Origin of the sequence: Marinomonas flavescens (assembly GCF_004352835.1) — a bacterium.
In the GTDB taxonomy this organism is placed as follows: Bacteria; Pseudomonadota; Gammaproteobacteria; order Pseudomonadales; family Marinomonadaceae; genus Marinomonas; species Marinomonas flavescens.
In genome coordinates this window covers 1-18,946 of record NZ_SJSB01000018.1, presented here as the reverse complement: position 1 = coordinate 18,946, position 18,946 = coordinate 1, and the positions used below count along the sequence as shown (strand labels likewise).

Sequence of the window (18,946 nt, the reverse complement as noted above, 5' to 3'; positions counted from 1 at the left end):
GTGTTTGGTGAACTAGCCAAAAGGAGCAGGGTAAGATATTCAATATCTTAATCGTACACCGATAATAGTTTTTCAAGATAACTATTCCTTCGACTTGCATTACTAGTGGCTGCGGTAATAGCAATGAAATCTTCCTGACTTCCTACTATGTGAATTTCACTCTCTGCACGAGTAATGGCTGTATATAGCCATGCACGATCGACGATTCTGCCTTTACTCAATGCTATGATCACTCTTGGGAATTGTGAGCCTTGAGCCTTATGTAGAGTGATGGCGTAACCCAGTTCCATACAATCCAAGACGTCTTGTGTGATTTGTATTCTGTCACCGGTATCAAGTGTCACATCTCCAAAGTATGTTTCAGCCAACTCGTCTGAGTCATCCTGTTCCGGCTCAACGCCACTAAGAACGCCAAGGCTGCCATTCTGGATACCTCTGTGATAAAGGTTTTTCGTAAACAAAACAGCATCATTCAGTCGTAGATTTAAGAAGAACTCTTCAGAGTACATGGTGAATCGCAGCATTTCGCCATGGCTATTTACTGCCGATTGAACTTTGTTGTTTATCTCAGAGACCATGTTTCTGGTAGGCGCTATAATTCGGCTATTCTCAGGGCTTTCACGATACAGGAGGCAACACCTATTGGTTATTTCGCTTCTATTCGCCTCATGAAAATATATGGAGGCGGTAGAAAGTTTCGGAGGAATTTGCCCCTGATTAATGAGCTTTGAGTACTCAGGGATTCCGGTACTTCCTTCCTGACGTTTCACAATATCCAGAATGGTGTTGGCTATTCGTTTGGAGTGAACGATATCAGCCAATACTTTTCCGCACCCAATAGGCGGCAGTTGATCCGGATCGCCCGTTAATACGATCCGTACAGATGGATGTATATGTGTAACGATTCTATACATGGTCGGTAAATCAACCATGCTTGCTTCATCAATCACCAATAGGTTTTTATCGCTACCTGTGCTGTCCAGTGGTGGATTTCTCAAAAAGCCAGCAATAGTCATCGTCGTGAGGCCAATAGACTCATGTAGACGCATTGCAGCTCGACCACTTAGTGCAACAGCATGGATTGCATAACCCATTAAACTAAAAGCTCGAAGCGCGGTTCTGAGTACTGTCGTCTTGCCCGTTCCGGCCCCTCCAGTTATACAGGCTACAGCATTATCTAAACACGTACCCACTGCTTCTTTTTGCTTGGCAGTTAGATCATAAGGCAATTCTTTGAGGGCAGCACGGTAAGCTTGGCTGGTTTTTCTGTCATACAAACCGTCAATGTCAGCCATTGTTAACAGACGCTTGGCAACGGTAGATTCCATTAATAGCTGAGCGGTTGGGTGATACGTCAGAGTGTCATTATTCAGCAGAAATTGAGCTTTATCGTGTCCTGCTTTGCATGCGCTTGCGACTAGCTCCTTATTCTTCAGTAATTTGTTCAACGCAGGTACTAAGTCTTCTCGCTTAGTATAAGTATGTCCTTTTTCTACTTGCTTACGTAGGGCAAATTCTAGAGCTGCACTAAGTCGTCTCGGATCATCAGTCGCAATTTCAAAAGTCCATTTATTAATAAGGCCTTCAACATCATTAAAGGACATTCCGAATCCACAAAGCAAATAAGGGTTATCCTGTATTGCGTCCACAGATTTATCATCATGAAATTTGAGGAGTCGCTGTTGAATTGAAACTGGAATACCACGTAACGTCATCCAATTGGTATGTTTGAGATTTTTATATTTCTCGTACCCTTCGTAGAGCGCATCAATAGAATCCTCACTCAAAACCCCTTTAAGGCGATTTCTGGCTTCAAGTGTGTCAGTTTGTAGGGTTGAGTGGAAAGAGTTACCTAGCAACGCCCACAAAGCTCTGGCCTTAACTTCTCCAATACCTCTAAACGCTTTTTCTTTGGCAATGAACTGTATTAGCTGTTCACCAGACTCTGGCAGAGTGCATTCAACATAATCTGGTGCTTCATAGATATGCTGTAGCATTACGTAATTGCCTGTTGTCACTTCCTCAATGCGTCGTGCGCCTTTGACCGTCCAATACTGCCCAATTGCCGGTTGCACTGGGATTGATTCAGAATTTGCTTTGATAGTGACGTAATATTTACCGCTAGCAGTTTTGTAGGAGTTTTTTTCCAGCGGTACGCCAGTGAAAATAATTAGGCTAGAAGAACTAAACGGAGTACTAGTTATCCTCACGTGATCTTCCTGAATATCATTATTCATCTAGGCATAAACCCCATCTCAGACAAGGTTTCAGACAACTCACCGAAGCGTTCCAGACGAGACTCTAATGCTCTAACCTTGGCTTTAAGTTCGATGTTTTCAGCCTCTAATTGAGATAACCTTCTAGACTCCAGTTGCCTAGAGGCTTGACTAGCATCGTATTCTTTTGGGCTAGATTTCGATGTTTCAGACTCAGCTGTGAACGGCGGCAACACACCACGAATCCTTAACTCGGTCTCAAGTTTCTCAAGAGCTTCTCTTAGAATAGGATTCTGTGTCAGCGCCGATTTTCCACAACCAATGGCTTTAGCAACTTCGCCACGCTTTAACTGTCCTCTGTGGACAATTTGAAGAAAGTCATCATCCGATTGGGTAGCCTTCCAAACTTCAAAAGAGTCGACGCTTTGCTGTGCTTTTTGCTGCCCGTTAGCCATTACTTTTCACCCCTTATCCGCATGATAGTCTGCCTGCTTACCTGGAATTCACGTGAGAGTTTGGAAACGCTCTCAGATTTGAGACGCTTGCGTATTTGCTCTCTTTCGTTCTCACTGATTTTAGGAGGCCTTCCCATATGCTTACCAGCTTCTATGGCCGCAGCTCGACCTTCGCTTGTTCTATCAAGAATCAAGTCACGTTCTAACTGAGCAAAAACACCAATGAGTGAAACCATCGCTTGTGATAGAGCAGTTCGTTGGGAAGTATCTAAAGAGCCATCCAGCGTTTTAAGGGAGGCATTCTTTTCATGAATTTTGTCGATGGTTCGTAAAATAGCTTTTAGGGAACGCCCAAGCCTGTCTAGCCTTGTTACAACAACGACATCGTCATCACGTACATAATCAATCAGAGATTGAAGCTGAGCATCGTTATCTTTTGAGTTGCCGCTGTATTTTCCTGAGAATATTTTCTGACACCCTGCGTTCTCTAGAGCAGCGACTTGAGAACTTAGATCTTGAACAATTGTGCTTACACGAGCGTAACCAACTAGATGAGACATTAGATGTACCAAAGTTATAACTTTAGTACATTATGAATTGATGTGTGTACTATTATCAAATAAAACAAATAAGTACATGTATTTATTTATCTTATTATCTTTAGTACGATTATTAGCTCTTAGTATTCAACTGATGCAGTAGATTTTCAACCCGTCGCTCAAGTGCTTCATTTTGCATTTTTTCACTATTCAGTTGTGTCTTTAGTACGTCAAGCTCAACCTTTACTGCTTGTAGTTGAGTTCGAGACACATCTGTTTGTTTCATTAAACTCCGAATCGTTTCATTTTGGTTAAATGATTTCTCTTTGTATTCTTTTAGATCAAGTTGAGCGACTTCTAATTTGTTTACTAACCCTCTTTGTTCTTCAGAAACATTGCTAGAAAAAAAGTCTTCAATCAAGGCACTCACTTTAAGCTGCCTAAGTTCCTCAACCTCTTTCTTTAGTTGATCGCATCTTGCTTCTAACTCATCTTTTCTAGGCTTTCGGTCACGACTTTTACGTTGAGTGTTAATTTCAAAATGTGCTGACAACTTAACATTGGTCTTATCGATCAATGCAATTAATTCGGGTCTTCGAGACTTCACTAAAGCAGCACGGGAGCAACCTATCTCCTTAGCTAATCCTGCTACAACGATTTGCTTTTCTGCTACAAGAAGCTTATCCATAAGGTCTCGTGGCGTTTTCTTCAGTCTCTCTTCAATTTCCTGAGCTTTTTTTATTACAGCTTCATAGGCTGACTTAGATACAGCATTGTGATTTGCCCATGCTGGAGTTATGTCATTTTTTTCTTCAAATTGATCCAACAGATTAGAGAAAAGGTTATTCATGATTATTCCTTAGAACTCGCAATGATCTTATCTGAATTCATTCTTTTTAGTACGCGCTCAGCATTTTTAACTGCATTCATGGAAATTTGATACTGCTTGTTGTTTTCTAAATTAAAACTAGTTGTTGCTTCAATGGATTTCATCTGATGTGCATGTGTCAAACCAATTTGAACGATGGAGGCTTCATGTGAGTTAATTTCTTGCACAGAATGAACACAACTAGAGCATGTAGAAAAGCCAGCATCTTCGAGCTTTGCAACCTTAGATACTTTATCGAAACACTGAGATTGTGAGATTGTTTTTGTACGCGGCATACAATACCCATACTCATGCGGGACTATTTTTTCAAATCCCTCAGCAAATTCTTCAATCACACTCTCCAATTCTTCTTCAGAAGAGATGACCGTGGCATCCAACAACTCTAGAGCGGCCTTCATTGCAGCACCAAAAAATCGAGGTTCGGTATCATTTTGATTAAGAAGGTCGCGAGCATCTCTTATCATCTGCTCTGCAATTTCTTGAATCATAGTCTCCTGAGCAGAAAAAAATGCTTCATCCACTTTATTTGACAAGTAGATGTTAGTCATGAAGCTACCATGTGAATGGCGAAAGTGACGACGAATAGCCTCATGTACATTGCCATCAAAACGCCTCAAAGCAAATTCAGCAAAGGTATGACGAAACTGGTGGGGATGAACATTAGGCCAAATAGCTTTGATCTCTGGGTGCCTTTCCAGAAACTCTACATAAAACTCTTTAAGCATATTAAAGAGCGTCTCTTTTGAAGCTCCTTGTATCCTAGTCTCAATATTAAAAGACTTTTCTTTAACCTTTTTCGAGAAAAATTTTCCAAATAGAAAGACATCTATGTCTTCATTCTGATTCAATTTATCAAGGTAACTTAATTCCTCTAATGTATGCACAGCTTCAGCTGCAAGGCCATGTACTGCCCTAACGGTTGATATACCATTGTTAGTTTTAATAATATCGGACTTGAAATCGAACACTCCATCTAAGTTATAAGTAAGACTCCCAGCTTTCATGCTCGCCAATTCACTGATTCGAGCCCCAGTTAAAAGCAGAAGGATTACTAATGCAGCTTGATAAACCTTAAAACACCATTCATTGATCTCATTATGAGCCATTGGGAAGGAGCTAAATGAAGCGCCATAGTACTTATGAATGAGACTTAGTAAAGCTTCAACCTTAGGTTTTGCATCTAGCGAAGGTCCATTTCCTGAGCCTTCAAATCTCCATAAGCCACCACAGAATCGTTGAAAAGAATCTTGTAAGAAAATGGAATTAAGAGAGTAATACATATCAGATCTTTGAAACTGAAAGTATTCTATTAAAAATGCAGTTTTCTTATCACGAACAACCTCGATCGCATCATTGAGCAACAACATTGCAACAGGTAAGGGAATCGATGGCAAGCTGTTTCCCTTTTTCCAATCTTCGTAAATTAGTTGATGGCGTTTTAAAATAGGTCGAACGATCGTTTTCTGTTGTTTCTCAGAAACTCTAAAAATAAGCCCGTCTTGTATTTTGCCAATTAAGGCAGCTTTTTCACTTTCGTTGAGACAAATAACTATATTTTCAAGAGTTCCACGATTTGCAACACCGTCCAATTTGGCCTGATAACGATCTCGATTCTTATCAATCTGCCAATCCACTTTGTTCTCAAGTACATCTTCTAACAAGCTTTTTACATCACTCATATCCCATTCAGAAAGTTTGCTATTAGGCTTATTGTTAGCCCACCACACCGCGAGCCTTCTGAGAGACGATAAATAATTTTTAACCGTACCAACCCGACCTGATAAGGATTGAATACTTGGATTTGACCAACCTAGTCCTACAGAAACACGCATGATAAATAGCTCACTTAACGTCCTGCGTATTTGGTCATTACTTCCATAAGTAGGGTGAGATAAGTCATAGCTGAAGTCTTTCTGCTGTACTGGATCATAAACTATAAACTGAAGGCTCCCAATCTCGTTGATTAAGCCTGAACTCAGTCCTTCTTCATTAGGCTGATGCAATTCAACCAGATTTGGCGATAAATTACTGTCATTCATTAGTGACAACCCCTGCTATATCACTTAATTTAGCGTAACTAAAAGATAAAGAATCTGCATATTTCTCACCTTCCTTTCGAACCTCTGTAGGAAACTTTTGCAGGATGGCGGAAAAGTAGAAATAGTCTCGTACAGCCAATGTAGCTTTAGTTAGCTGAGGAGAGTCGTCGTTTAAAACTTCATCGAAGTTATCTCTAATATGTTCTAAGTATTTAATAATTAGTGCTATTGAAGTCTTGTTAGCAAGGAAGACTTTCTTGCCATTAGTCTGAAATGAGTCCATCAAATCAATATTGATGCCTAACTCGTCAATTCTTTTAGAGATGCGTTCAGAGGTACTTTTATCTGCCCTAGGTAAACCAAGCACTTCAAGTGCTTGGTTATAATCAAGTACAGATGTCTTTTCGATAAGCTCCCCCATTAATGTTGCATCTTGCACCATCAGTGCGCCGATACGTGATACAAATAATCTATCAGACTCTATTTTTTCTTTGGCTGTAGAGCGGTCGATATAAACTTCATAATGAACATTAGGAGAGTGGTTAGATGACTGTGCGGTGACATTGGTATCATTAAATAAATTAGGAGAGCTTAATAACCTCGCGTCTTCCGATATGATGGCAGACTGACGGATGACCTCTGTAGTTAATCCGATTGACTTTTTTGATACTAAATCGCTTCGTTTAACAGTATTATTTTTTTTATATTTTCTATCGTATTCTGCTTGTTGCACTGCAACTTTCTTATTTTGTTCTATAACCTTAGCTAAAAGCCAAAATATAGGTTCCAAGTCTTCTGGGCTAGCTTCGAATGCTTTTAACAACTCACCCCTGAGCTGAGACTTTTCTGTAAGTAATATATCAATATATTTATTTGAAGCAGCACCAAAGCTAATCGACCCAAGGGATGCGTTCTTAGTTGATTGAGCTTGATAACTCAATAATTTAATTTTATCCGCAGAGTCGAAGTACTCATTTGCAGCTTTTTTAGCATCTATATACTGAGTATATGTTTTGCCAATTGTAGAGCCTAGACGATGTAAGGCCGTGATATTAACTTGATTTTTTGTAGGCCTACGCTTCTTTTGAAATTGAAACTGGATGCCCTGAGAAGTTTTCACCACATCATCTAAACTAAGATTTTCAATGCTAGAACCATTCATTTTCTCGCTAGCTAACAGACATTGCATAGCGAAACACTCAATGTCAGTTGGTACAAGCAGACTCCGTATAGAAAAGCACTTAAATGCACCTAACGCATATGACTTTTTCTTACCACCCTGAGTTATCTGATACGCTTTTCGACATTTAGCATGCTTACAGTTCGTAGCTTTCATCAAACTACGATCCAATACCCAATTTAACTGTTCCTCTGTTAGTACGTTTTCTTTAAATGGATGTCTTATATCTGCTACTAAGCGTTCTTTTAGCACTAAGTTACCACTATCTCGGGCCTCCATTATGATAGTCCCATATAGAGCCCTAGCCTCATTCTTTGTTGCATTCTGATCATCAAATGAGGCAAAAGAAATTGGACATTTATATATACTTCTGGATCTAACATCTTCTGTTAACTGACGAATACCATGTATCTGTAGCGCCTCGCTACGAAAATGAGCTTCATAATTGATAATCCAAATAGAGAGTTTTATTAGCGAATCCAAGAGCTGTGTATCGTTATAAGGACACTCTGCAAAGAGTTTAGATAACGGGGCAGTAGGAGTTTTCTCTGGGGGCTGGATTTTATGTGCATGCATGTAATACTGACGGCAAAGGAGTTTAGTATCATCACTTAATGGACTATTTTCATTGAAGCACCAGTGTAGGCAATTCTTTAATTTATTAAGCTCATTATAAATGACTGAGCCTTTGGCTTTACTGTTATTTCCTTGATACTGAATAAAGACATTAAGACAATCGAACGATACTTCTTTATCTGCCTTAAAGGAGCTAAGAAAGCCAAAAAACTTCAAAATAGTCAAAGTGACACTGTTTCTTGTAGCCTTCTCTAACTTATTGAATTTAGAGGAGTTTATATAACAAATCATAGCTAAATGGATAGATAAACATCCCTCTGTAGGGGCCTCGATTTTTCTAAGTTGGAGCTGTCCAACATTCACTATAGCAACTGTGCTAGATTCACTTATATCAGCTATAGTCGCGCTGCTATCTTGGAAACCAACCTTTAGATCTTCGTTACTGCTCATTCTGTCTTTTACTCCGAAAAGTCTTTTGATTGATAACCTTTCAGTATTTTTCTCATATCAATTTCGTTATTAGTCAAAGTCCTTTGATTCAGTAGAGCTTCAAAGTAGATATAAACCTCCGTTGTTGCGTGGTCAGCATGTCCCATCCATCGAGTCACAAAAGAGCGCTTGTCGTAGCCTTCTCTATAGCAATATGTAACTGCATTCGTGGCATAGCATTTTCGTAAACAGTGAAAATGTCTTTGCCTCCATAACTCAGCTTCTTCTATAGATAATTCGCCTTTTAATAAAAGGCTCGTTACAGCCCTACGAAAAGCTTTGGTGCCATGACCTTCAGTAGTCAGAGAAATACCATCTTGTCTACACATTAAGTGCGTTCCACCTACGCGTTTCGCCATTTTTAGAAACTCATGAAGCGGCTGAATTAACTCAGGCCATACGCGGACATCCCTAAACTTATTACCCTTACCATATATTTTCATAGGACGTGTAATAGATGGAATACCGCGCTCATCCAGCGTGATTAACTTTTCCAAATCACTCACTTTTAGGTTGTCTTCTTCAACTAACTCATGAGTTCTAAAGTTGGTGTAATACCCTAACATCAATGCCAGTTGATCACGCTTACGGTTGAAAAAGTTGTTAGTAGGCACACTATCTAAAAGGGTTTTCAGATCGTCTTTTGACATGTATTCAAGAGCGAATTGTTTAGTAACACCTGCTAACTCAGACGTTTTCACTTCATCAGAACGAACTAAAAAAGAAAAACTCTTTTTTTCAGCCATCAACCCATGAGAATAGGCATAATCATAAAATGACCTCAATGTGGCTATATGGCGATTGATTGATTTCAGTTTTAATCCGTGTTTTCTCCGAAGATACGCATTCAAATATGCGTTCATTTCGTTATCAGTCACATCACGAAAGTCTTGCCCCAGAATTCCACTAATGCCATTCACCTCTGACAGTTCACGAAAGAATTTCAGTAAGTCATTCCCATACGCTCGTACGGACTCTTTAGAATTTTTTTGAGACATATGAGCTAAAAACATAGTCGGCTCAATAATTGGATAAACTCTATCTTCAAGAATTGCATAAGTGTCAATTTGGATGCCACTTATTATCACATTTTTTATCATTTGCAATTTCAAAACTAAATAACCATTTAAAATATTTCTTATAAACCTTATTACCCATTACTTCACTTGTAAATAATTATTTCCCACATACACACATAAAAACATTTAAAACAGGCTAAAAAAAAACAAAAATCAAATTTGAAATAAAGGAAATACAAAAAAACACCATATGACAACTTTCATCATCTAAAATCTTATTAATTAAATTAATCATTTAATGTACTTAATGTACTTAATGATCATTATAAATTGGAGGTGTAATAGGTGTAATAGGTGTAATAGGTGTAATAGGTGTAACTTTATGCTTAAAAATAGGAACCATTAATTTTTAGGGTTAGAACGTTTATTCGTTTCTTTTTATATTTTATATTTTATATTTTATATACCCAAGAATACAATTTATCTTAGAATTAATTATGTATACAAGGTTTCCCAAGAAAATGTTTACAAAATTTTTATACAAATAGCTGTTCTGATAATCTGTCCAATCTTCGAACGTCGCAACGCGAAACAACGTCAGCATGGAAATGGCGATGTCACCCCATAATGTTTCGTTTATATCCTCAAAGAAGATCGAGCCTACTGCCGCAAAAATATAGAAGATAATAAACATCAACAGGGCAATGTAGCCCATTTTAGGAATGGCTTTGATCAAGGCGTTAATCAAAAAACGCAGATCAGGGATAATAGAAACCAAACGCAGAACGCGGAAGACCCTAAGCAAGCGCGCCACAAGCACCATGTCGGTCTCGGACATAGGAATCAAACTGCCGACAACAATGATGGTATCGAAGATATTCCAAGGGTCTTTGAAAAAGCGCCACTTATCTTCACACGCAAAAAAGCGCAAGCTCACTTCGACTAAAAAGAAGGCGGTGATAAAGGTATCTAGGTAATTAATCGCCAGCTCGACACCGGAGGGTAAAGAGTAGGTTTTCGCTCCTACCGTCAGCGCAGCAATAATAATGATGCTGATAATAAAACCCTGAAACCAAACGCTTTTTTCAACACGTTTTATCAGTGCGAAGGCATTTCCTGAACGACTCATTTCCATTAAATTTTCTGCCTAAATAAACTCACAAGAACCCAACATGAAAGACCGTCAAGTCGTTGCTTAGTTCATCATACCAACCGAAAATAATCGTTTTTATTACAGGTCATCAGAGAAATAATTAAGTCCGTTTTATGCGAACTACTTTCATGATTTCGATAGGAATACCGGCAACCATTTCTTGGCTTGGATAATAGGTTAGATTAACGCGAGCGCCACGCAATGTGCGATATTTGCCTTGGCGTTTGAAACGAAAAGGGACGTCGTAGCCTTCGATCATTAAGGTATGCAGAATCCAATCATCTTGGGCACGCTGGACATGTGATTTGACTTTGAGCACATCCGATTGAATAAGCTCATTGTTTTTCTTTAATAACGCTTTCGGGTCAGACTGCATAGCACACTCTCTATTCTGAAGGTCGAGAGAGAGTGATTATGACACAAAATGCTAAGCAGCTAAAATTATTGATTGTTTTTTGTTCGATTTTAAACGCCTTTCTTTTCTTCTAATTGATCCATTAACTTACTCATATTGCGAGCGGCTTTTTCATCAATAAAGCGAATAACTGGTTTTTGCAAAATCAAACTATTCGGATAAGTAACCACATCCCCAGATAAACGTTTTATGATTACATGAAAGCTCGATATATCAATAATCTGGCCTAAAATCTCCTCGTCTTTATCCACTACCTTCACCCAATCACCGACATGATAAGGAAAGCCGAAGAAAATAATCAGGCTCGCGGTAATGTTGCTGAGAATCGACCATTGGGCAAATAATGCAATACCCACCACCGCAAACACAGAAGAAAAGAAAACTTCAAATTGTCCGTAGCCCACTCCCATGATTAAACACGCAAGCAGCACACAAATAGCAATAAGACCCAGTTGTAGCATCTTGGTGACATAGCTAACACGAATATCGCTGACCGCCTTTCTCTGACCAAACAAGGCAATGCTATCTTTTATAATACGGTTAACAATAACAAAACCAACGATGAGTAATACAACCAATCCAATCTGTAATATCATTTTTTTCTCTTAATGTTATTTATCATTTTTCTCGTCTATGCATCTTATTTTATAGCACGTAAAACAAAACACCGGGCACAATGGCCAAACTCATTAAATTGCCAATCAGTACTATTGAAGCCACTTTATGAGGTTCTTGCTGAAAAACCTCAGCGACCATGTAATTCAACACCGCTGGCGGCAAACAAGCGAATATCAATAAATAGATAAAGTTTTCGGCAGAAAGTCCAACGGTTAACTGCCAGATAATGGCAATAATAATGCCACTCAAAGGACATAAGAAGCCACTGATCACCCCTAGTTTCCAATGACTTAAATCTACTTCTGTCATACGCACACCCAGCGCAAACAACATCAAAGGAATGGAAATTTGACCAAGCATATCCACCGATACACCAATGGCTGGCACTAGCGTCCAGCCTTGTAAACTCCAAATTAAACCCAGAATAGTGGCGATGATCATCGGCATTTTTAAAATATTTCTAAGCTTCGTTTTAGAGTCCAACAAATACATGCCGACGGTAAAATGCAGTAAATTCTCAGTTAAAAATAATACCACGGCAATCGGTAAAGCTTTTTCACCAAAGGCTAAGACCAATAATGGAATGCCTAAGTTTCCGCTGTTATTAAACATCATAGGTGGAACTAGGGTTTTCGCTGATACGCCAAGTAAACGGCATAGCGGCCATACTAATAACCCCGATCCTAGCACTACTACGGCGGCCGCAATGATAAGACCTTGATATTGTGCAATATGGAATTCTTTTGTCGCCATTACCGAGAAAATCAACGCCGGAATAAATACACTCATATTGATTCGGTTTGCTACCGTCATATCGGTAGGGCGAATACGAGCGTATAAAAAACCAACCAGAACAATACTCACCAGCGGGAAAACAGTATTAAGAATCTGTAAGAATAATTCTGACGTATCCATATGCCAACTCTAGATTAAAAAGGACTCTAGCTTACCTTTGTTACAGAAAAACACCAATATTTTACGAAGATGTTAAGCTTAAGAATTCGCCACCTAATGCTGATATTAATATGAACAATAATCACATTCACCTTGCCTTCTCTGATGAAAAGCAGAGCCTATCGACGACACAGGACGAGACGGTTTTGCAGACGTTAATAAGGCACGATATCCCGATTAAGCATGCCTGTACTAATGGTGTCTGTGGTGTTTGTCTAACGCCATTGCTCGATGGCAAGATCGACTATGGGCCACAACAGCCAAGAGGCTTAAATCAAAAAGAATTAGCCAATGGCTACTTTTTACCCTGTATCGCACGTTGTCAGTCCGACATAACCATCGCTGAGCCCAAAGTGAAGGTTCGATAACAAGTCAAAAACAAGTATCATGAGAGGAGTCATTTTACGAGCTATGCTATGTCCCCTTCATTGCCAATTTACGATTTAATTCCTGCCTTAAAAGCCCAGCTGAATAACGCCCATGAGGCCATTCTTGAAGCGGCACCCGGCGCAGGTAAAACCACTGTGGTGCCGCTGGAATTAATGAATGAAGCATGGCGTAAGGGTCGCAAGATTCTGATGTTAGAGCCTCGTCGTTTGGCCGCCAAAACCGCTGCAAAGCGCCTCGCCGACTCATTACAAGAGCCATTGGGCAAGCGCATAGGCTATCGTATCCGTCATGAAGGAAAAGAAAGCAACGAGACACAAGTATTGGTCGTTACCGAAGGCGTGCTGACTCGTATGCTGCAAGACGACCCTAGCTTAGACAATGTCGCTCTGGTAATTTTTGATGAGTTTCACGAGCGAAACCTACATTCTGATTTGGCGTTTGCACTGTGCTTGCAAGCCCGTGAACTCTACCGTGACGAGGACCCACTCAAGCTATTAGTCATGTCAGCTACCCTAGACACGGCATTATTAGAATCTCGTCTGGGCTGCCCTACTCTGACCAGCCACGGCCGCGGCTTTCCAATCGACACACTCTATAGCAATAAATCCTTAAAAACCGCCGAGGTAGTGGACGAAGTCGTTCGCCTGACCTATCAAGCCTATCGCGAACACACCGGCAGCTTGTTGGTCTTTCTACCGGGGCAGAAAGAGATCCGCCAAGCAGCCACTCAATTACAGCAGCGATTAGGCAACGACCCTGAGGCTAAAATTCGTCCGCTCTATGGAGAGTTAAGCCTAAAAGAACAAGAAGCTGTCATCCAGCCAGCGATGGCTCCAGAACGGAAAATCGTCTTAGCCACCGCCATCGCTCAAACGAGCTTAACCATTGATGGTATTCGCATTGTGATCGACAGCGGTTTGAGCCGAGAAGCTCGCTTTGATGCCAATACCGCCACCACCCGCCTACACACGCGTCGTGCGACGCAAGCAGAAACCACGCAACGCATGGGCCGTGCGGGGCGAACCGAAGCGGGAATCTGTTTGCGGTGGTGGAGCGAAGAACAACAGTCCCGTTTGGCATCACAGGCACAACCTCAAATAGAATGCGTAGACCTAAGTCCACTGACGTTAGAAGTCGCCAAATGGGGAGCACAAGACCGCTTGGAGCTAGACTGGGTAACGCCACCGCCAGAGAGCCATTGGCAGCAATCAGTAGACTTGTTGCGCTCATTAGATGCCCTAAATACTGACACCTTTGAACTGACCGATCATGGCCAAAATATGGCCCAACTCGGTTTAGACCCACGTTTGGCACAATTGCTTATTTTAGGGAAGCAATGGCAACACAGTGAATTAGCGTGCCAAGCCTGCGCGCTTTTATCCGAAGGTGACCCTTTCTCGCAACACTCAAGTGATTTCGAGAGCCGCCTAGATTGGTTGAATCACCAGATAACCATGTCTAGCCGCCGCGCGAAAGCAGTCTACCAACATTCTGTTAAACAATGGTTAGCTCGCAGTCAAAAATTAGCATTAGAGGCTCGATCAATCAGCGCAGAAGAAAGCTCTGTGTTGGGTTTGTTAGTGGCTGGCGCGTTTGCGGATCGCATTGGTAAGCGTCTCGATCAACAGGCCGATAAAGTCCGCTTTAAATTGGCAAATGGCCGTATCGCAACGCTAGACAAACACGATACCAACGCGCAATCAGATTGGCTTGTAGCGCTCGATATTGGCGGTCATCAAGGCCAAGAAGCAGATCGCATCTTTCTCTCACAACCGCTTGATATTCAAGCTGCTGAAAAGACATTCCCTCACCTGTTTCTTACCCGAGACCATCTAGAGTGGTCGAAACAAGAAGGACGCTTGATCAGCGAGCAACAAACTTGGATTGGTAAACTCTGCATACAACGAAAAAAAACCAAACAACTCGCCCCAGAAAAAGTCCGAGACGCCATGCTCGAACACATTCGCAAAGCAGGGTTGAACGCATTACCTTGGGAGAAAGACAGCCTTCAGTTTAAAGCACGTTTGCAGTTTGCGGCGCAACATGACAAACAACATCCGTGGCCAGATATGAGTGACGACGGTTTATTCTCTCACTTAGCGGATTGGTTGGGGCCTTATTTGGGCAACATCACCACACAGGCCACACTAAACAAACTTGCACTCAAACAGATATTGCTCAACAGCCTTGCTTGGCCGCTACAAAAACGACTCGCCGATGCGGTACCCGAAAGGCTATCAGTTGATTCTGGTAACAGCCACGCAATCGATTACACCAATGAGCCGCCGACGTTAAGTGTGAAGCTGCAAGAAGTTTTCGGTATGAGTCAGTCTCCAGCGGTGCTCGGACAAAGCCTAAAATTAGAACTGCTATCACCAGCGCAAAGGCCTTTGGCTGTTACCTTAGATCTGCCCTTTTTTTGGCACGAAGCTTACCCAGAAGTAAAAAAAGAAATGCGTGGTCGATATCCAAAACACCCGTGGCCTGATGACCCAATGAGCGCACAAGCGACCGCAAAAACGAAGCGAGCACTAGGCCAATAGCCTCCTCCTTCATTCTAATGTTGTTAACTCTGCCAAGGCCTGATCAGTAATAGCTCGACTAAAAGCCGTGTTTTTCACATGATCAGGACTCCACCCCAAAAGAAAGCGATGGAAGTCCGCCCAGGCTGTGGCAAACAACGACTGCCATTCATCAATCACTGCCGTTGCCAGATCCTGCGACTCCCCTCGTGCCACAATAGCTTGCCCTAACTCGGCAAAGTAATGCTCTAATAAGTAGGGTAACGACGCCGCTAAGTCTTCTTCCGACAATGCGCTACCAAGAAAATAAGCGACGTCTTGCACACCAATTCCTGCGCCAACATATTGAAAATCCACTGCGGCAACTTGTCGTCCATCCTCAGAGAAACAGAAATTCGCAACTTTAGCATCGCCATGAACTAAGGTCTGGTACTGCGCTTTTAGTAAGCGTTCACTCATTCTACCTGCCTCTGTTTTCAATGGATCTTCTGCCATTGCTTGCCATTCACTTTTTCGCGTAGCCAAGTGCCAATAAGTTCCAATCGGCCACAGTTCCTGTGGCCAGCTTGACGGTGCAGCATCTTGTCGCTCCATGGGGCGCAAGAATTCACCGTGAAAGTTTGCGAGCCAATTAAGGCACACCAAACAGTCCTCGACCGATAAGCGTGCATGCCGCTCCGCAAGACCTACGCTGTCTAAATCTTCCAACAACAGGTATTGATCTCCCGTTTCTTCATTTAAGTACACGCCATAACACTCAGCAACACGACTCTCATCAGAGCATCGAACGGCCCACCCCTGATACCAAGCCGCTTCCACATGATACGACCGAACCTTTCTTTGATGTGCAAATTCAGAATGCCAACCGCGTACATGGGTGACATTTTCTGGTAAGTGTATCTGCTTCAGAATGACGCTTTTAGACTCGTTATCCATTTGCACTTGGTATTTTGCTATCTCTCCATAGCCGCTCCACAAAGACTGAACCCTTGCCAAATACTGAACTTGGTTTGCGTTCAACTGTCTCTTAATGAATATTTCTGGAATCATTGGTATTCTCTGTGCAAATAAAATGCAAATTGCTGACAATAAACTGATAAAATGCCATTAATTTGTACGTAACTATGTAGTGTAATGCTTTTAAACAATGAAGAGAGCAGTCTTCATTTAACCTAGTCTGTCTGGATAATTTTGCATGGAACCCCATAACAAACTTTCGAATAAAGAACTTTTTAACATCGGTGTAAGGCTGGTCAAATTTGCCTGGGTTGTTGAAATTCTAGCAGTAAGCATCGGTTTTTTGATTTCTATCATCGTCTCTTTCTCGGTGTATACCGAACTAAACAAAACAGATCGAGAACTTAATTTTGGTGACTATAGCAGCATCCTAGTTGCCGCCCTGCCTTTTGTATTAGTTGCCGTTGTTGAAGCCGCTAAGATACCAGTCGCAACGGCTATGATGTATGCAAAGCACCTTTCTTGGAGGATTCTATTTTTTATCGGGCTTATCCTTCTTGCAACCATAACCTTTGAAACAATGTTGAATGGCTTCGAACGTAACTTTTCCGGATTAAATATCATTATTGATGATAGGAAAAATGAAGCATTGTTATTACAGGATAAAATTGATGTGCTAGATCGCAGGAAAGCAGATATTAATATTATTCATCCAGAACAAGTTGATGAAAACTATCAATCTAATATCCGTAAAGCCAATGACGCATACTACAATATTTTAGCAAGAGAACGCTCTCATATTAATACTCAGATAGCCAAATTGGGATCTGATAATTCAGCAATCCAGCAATACCAAGAAGAAATTACAGTTTTAAATCAAAAAGAAAGAAGTATTTATAGTGCTTGGGACAAAGAGCGTGATGTATTACAACAACGTTTGCGAGGACTCCTCAATAGCTATGTTAGCGGCTCAGAAGAAGATAAAGCAAAACTACAGACAGAGCTAAACCAGCTAAAAGCAGAAATGAAACAAAAAATGGATGACGCTAACTTTTTCACTCGTTCTCAAGTGGAAAATAAATACCGAAAATTAATTTCTGAAAAAGAAGACCGACTTTACACCGTGTCTGACCGAACTATTGGCGACGACGCCCTTGCAAAGCAAACCCAAAGTGAACAGCAGCTACAAGATCAGCTACAGGTATTAGGTCGTGACTATCAAAAACGCATTGACCTTGGTCGAGAGCGTATTGCGTATCTAGAAAACCAGATTTTAGATCAAACACAAGATATCGAAGATAAACGCTCTTCTTTTCAAAACAACTACGCAAGAGTCCTACAGCTTGCCGGTCAAAATCGTAGCGCAACCACGACAAGGTCAGCACAAGAAAAGGATAAACAACTTGCTCAATATGATCTAATACAAGTTGAAGTAAAGGCTATTGATAACGATATATATGGCATTCAGCAACAACAGAGCATTATCAAGCATGACATCAACCGTTTAGTAAACTCTAATCAAATCTATCGTCTCGCTGCCTATATCAGCGACAAAGAACAAGCCATTGAAGTACCTAAATCCACAGTTGGCTTAGTCGCCTTAATTTGGTTTGCTTCTCTTGCCTTCATTAGTGCAGTAACAGGGGTATTCCTCGCCATTGCCGGTATCTACATGCAACGCATTTACGCAAAAGACGACGAGAATTTAGTCCATCAAGAACCATCTTAAGTACTCTGTTAAACACTAGAAATTATACGAAATGGCTTCACTTCAAAAAGTGAGGCCATTTTTTTACCTCATAACCCCAAATATCAGTGGATAAGCACCCAAGTTATTAACAATGAAAAAACTCTATTCTCGCCTGTGCATAGAAATCTCTCGATCAGCAACCTAATTACACTCAAGACAACCCACAAAACTCACTCTACTAACAAGTTTAGTGGCATAGCCGTTAAACATTGAATCATGCGGTTAGTTGAATACTGTGTATTTGGTTTGGAGCATTTGATGTAGGCCGTATCTTTTTATAGAGCTGCTGACGCATCGAGAAACGGTTCTTTAGAAAGTGATGGCGCAAGTAAATGGAAGATAAGAAGCGACCTTGGCACTAAGCACGAGAGCGTTTGGCGCTAACGAGCTCTGCGGTTACGACGAGGGTCAGAGCCCTTAAACAGCAAGTAATGAGGTTGGTTAGATTCTGCGCGAACGTTTAAGGGGTCTGACCCTGCTCATCTGTTATAGGTATTTGATGTTAGAGGTTCTTGTTTTGCATTTGTGCTGACGCGTCGAGGTACGAGACAGGCGCAAGCAAATGGAAGAACAAGAAACGACTTTTCGTAGGAGGTTTAGGCCCCTTCTGTGTTTTTCCCGACTTATTTCAGACAAAAAAAAGCCCTGACAGCGTTAGCTATCAGGGCTTTCTTAATTATAAGCTTGACGACGACCTACTCTCACATGGGATCCCCCACACTACCATCGGCGATGACGCTTTTCACTTCTGAGTTCGGGATGGGATCAGGTGGTTCAACGTCTCT

General features: G+C 41.2%; 15 protein-coding genes and 1 rRNA gene. 3 read left to right on the top strand and 13 right to left on the bottom strand.

The features are described 5' to 3' along the window. Positions 1-47 precede the first annotated feature (47 nt). The 11 genes from E0D70_RS15060 to E0D70_RS15010 all read right to left on the bottom strand — a co-directional run bounded on the left by E0D70_RS15060 (position 48) and on the right by E0D70_RS15010 (position 12,503). Positions 48-2,210, bottom strand: coding sequence for an AAA family ATPase (locus E0D70_RS15060; protein ID WP_207923279.1), 2,163 nt, complete (start codon positions 2,208-2,210; stop codon positions 48-50). 23 nt (positions 2,211-2,233) lie between these two features. Continuing rightward, the gene (locus E0D70_RS15055) at positions 2,234-2,671 is read right to left on the bottom strand and encodes a VPA1267 family protein (protein ID WP_133013106.1); all 438 of its coding nucleotides are present in this window, start codon (positions 2,669-2,671) and stop codon (positions 2,234-2,236) included. Beyond that, positions 2,671-3,231: a recombinase family protein gene (locus tag E0D70_RS15050; RefSeq protein WP_133013105.1), complete on the bottom strand. Its 561-nt coding sequence runs from the start codon at positions 3,229-3,231 to the stop codon at positions 2,671-2,673. Before E0D70_RS15050 ends, E0D70_RS15055 begins: the two co-directional genes overlap by 1 nt. 112 nt (positions 3,232-3,343) lie before the next feature. Beyond that, positions 3,344-4,060 (bottom strand): hypothetical protein, encoded by a 717-nt coding sequence (locus tag E0D70_RS15045; protein ID WP_133013104.1) that lies wholly within the window; start codon positions 4,058-4,060, stop codon positions 3,344-3,346. 2 nt (positions 4,061-4,062) lie between these two features. Then, a complete protein-coding gene (locus E0D70_RS15040) occupies positions 4,063-6,138 on the bottom strand; it encodes a site-specific integrase (RefSeq protein WP_133013103.1) in 2,076 nt (691 codons plus the stop codon). Continuing rightward, entirely contained in the window at positions 6,131-8,344 is a 2,214-nt protein-coding gene (locus tag E0D70_RS15035) for a hypothetical protein (protein ID WP_133013102.1), read from the bottom strand. Before E0D70_RS15035 ends, E0D70_RS15040 begins: the two co-directional genes overlap by 8 nt. 8 nt (positions 8,345-8,352) lie before the next feature. After that, positions 8,353-9,495, bottom strand: coding sequence for a tyrosine-type recombinase/integrase (locus E0D70_RS15030; RefSeq protein ID WP_133013101.1), 1,143 nt, complete (start codon positions 9,493-9,495; stop codon positions 8,353-8,355). A 352-nt stretch (positions 9,496-9,847) separates the two neighbouring features. Further along, complete coding sequence (locus E0D70_RS15025) at positions 9,848-10,537, bottom strand: ion transporter (RefSeq protein ID WP_133013100.1); 690 nt, start codon at positions 10,535-10,537, stop codon at positions 9,848-9,850. 118 nt (positions 10,538-10,655) lie between these two features. Then, positions 10,656-10,931: a hypothetical protein gene (locus tag E0D70_RS15020; RefSeq protein ID WP_133013099.1), complete on the bottom strand. Its 276-nt coding sequence runs from the start codon at positions 10,929-10,931 to the stop codon at positions 10,656-10,658. 89 nt (positions 10,932-11,020) lie between these two features. Next, positions 11,021-11,566 (bottom strand): mechanosensitive ion channel domain-containing protein, encoded by a 546-nt coding sequence (locus E0D70_RS15015; protein WP_133013098.1) that lies wholly within the window; start codon positions 11,564-11,566, stop codon positions 11,021-11,023. A gap of 49 nt (positions 11,567-11,615) precedes the next feature. Continuing rightward, on the bottom strand, positions 11,616-12,503 hold the full coding sequence (locus tag E0D70_RS15010) for an AEC family transporter (protein ID WP_133013097.1): 888 nt from the start codon (positions 12,501-12,503) through the stop codon (positions 11,616-11,618). A gap of 110 nt (positions 12,504-12,613) precedes the next feature. On the opposite strand from E0D70_RS15010, the gene E0D70_RS15005 reads away from it, so the two are divergent. Together E0D70_RS15005 and hrpB are read left to right on the top strand one after the other, a co-directional pair. Then, positions 12,614-12,910, top strand: a complete 297-nt coding sequence (locus tag E0D70_RS15005; RefSeq protein ID WP_133013096.1) for a 2Fe-2S iron-sulfur cluster-binding protein — start codon at positions 12,614-12,616, stop codon at positions 12,908-12,910. Positions 12,911-12,958: 48 nt separating this feature from the next. Further along, positions 12,959-15,475, top strand: a complete 2,517-nt coding sequence (gene hrpB, locus E0D70_RS15000) for an ATP-dependent helicase HrpB (RefSeq protein ID WP_133013095.1) — start codon at positions 12,959-12,961, stop codon at positions 15,473-15,475. A gap of 9 nt (positions 15,476-15,484) precedes the next feature. Here hrpB and E0D70_RS14995 read toward each other — a convergent pair whose 3' ends face one another. Beyond that, complete coding sequence (locus tag E0D70_RS14995) at positions 15,485-16,504, bottom strand: phosphotransferase (protein ID WP_133013094.1); 1,020 nt, start codon at positions 16,502-16,504, stop codon at positions 15,485-15,487. A 145-nt stretch (positions 16,505-16,649) separates the two neighbouring features. Here E0D70_RS14995 and E0D70_RS14990 point away from each other — a divergent pair, with 145 nt between their 5' ends. Next, positions 16,650-18,140 carry a GtrA domain-containing protein gene (locus E0D70_RS14990; RefSeq protein WP_133013093.1) on the top strand — a complete coding sequence of 497 codons (1,491 nt, stop codon included), beginning with the start codon at positions 16,650-16,652 and terminating at the stop codon, positions 18,138-18,140. A 703-nt stretch (positions 18,141-18,843) separates the two neighbouring features. Here E0D70_RS14990 and rrf read toward each other — a convergent pair. Further along, positions 18,844-18,946 (bottom strand): 5S ribosomal RNA (gene rrf, locus E0D70_RS14985); the annotation flags it as partial.

Bases quoted from the DNA above. Each gene is read 5' to 3' on its own strand.
- E0D70_RS15025 (WP_133013100.1), bottom strand. From the start codon at position 10,537: ATGGAAATGAGTCGTTCAGGAAATGCCTTCGCACTGATAAAACGTGTT.
- E0D70_RS15055 (WP_133013106.1), bottom strand. From the start codon at position 2,671: ATGGCTAACGGGCAGCAAAAAGCACAGCAAAGCGTCGACTCTTTTGAA.
- E0D70_RS15050 (WP_133013105.1), bottom strand. From the start codon at position 3,231: ATGTCTCATCTAGTTGGTTACGCTCGTGTAAGCACAATTGTTCAAGAT.
- E0D70_RS14995 (WP_133013094.1), bottom strand. From the start codon at position 16,504: ATGATTCCAGAAATATTCATTAAGAGACAGTTGAACGCAAACCAAGTT.
- hrpB (WP_133013095.1), top strand. From the start codon at position 12,959: ATGTCCCCTTCATTGCCAATTTACGATTTAATTCCTGCCTTAAAAGCC.
- E0D70_RS15015 (WP_133013098.1), bottom strand. From the start codon at position 11,566: ATGATATTACAGATTGGATTGGTTGTATTACTCATCGTTGGTTTTGTT.
- E0D70_RS15045 (WP_133013104.1), bottom strand. From the start codon at position 4,060: ATGAATAACCTTTTCTCTAATCTGTTGGATCAATTTGAAGAAAAAAAT.
- E0D70_RS15005 (WP_133013096.1), top strand. From the start codon at position 12,614: ATGAACAATAATCACATTCACCTTGCCTTCTCTGATGAAAAGCAGAGC.
- E0D70_RS15010 (WP_133013097.1), bottom strand. From the start codon at position 12,503: ATGGATACGTCAGAATTATTCTTACAGATTCTTAATACTGTTTTCCCG.
- E0D70_RS15040 (WP_133013103.1), bottom strand. From the start codon at position 6,138: ATGAATGACAGTAATTTATCGCCAAATCTGGTTGAATTGCATCAGCCT.
- E0D70_RS15035 (WP_133013102.1), bottom strand. From the start codon at position 8,344: ATGAGCAGTAACGAAGATCTAAAGGTTGGTTTCCAAGATAGCAGCGCG.
- E0D70_RS14990 (WP_133013093.1), top strand. From the start codon at position 16,650: ATGGAACCCCATAACAAACTTTCGAATAAAGAACTTTTTAACATCGGT.
- E0D70_RS15020 (WP_133013099.1), bottom strand. From the start codon at position 10,931: ATGCAGTCTGACCCGAAAGCGTTATTAAAGAAAAACAATGAGCTTATT.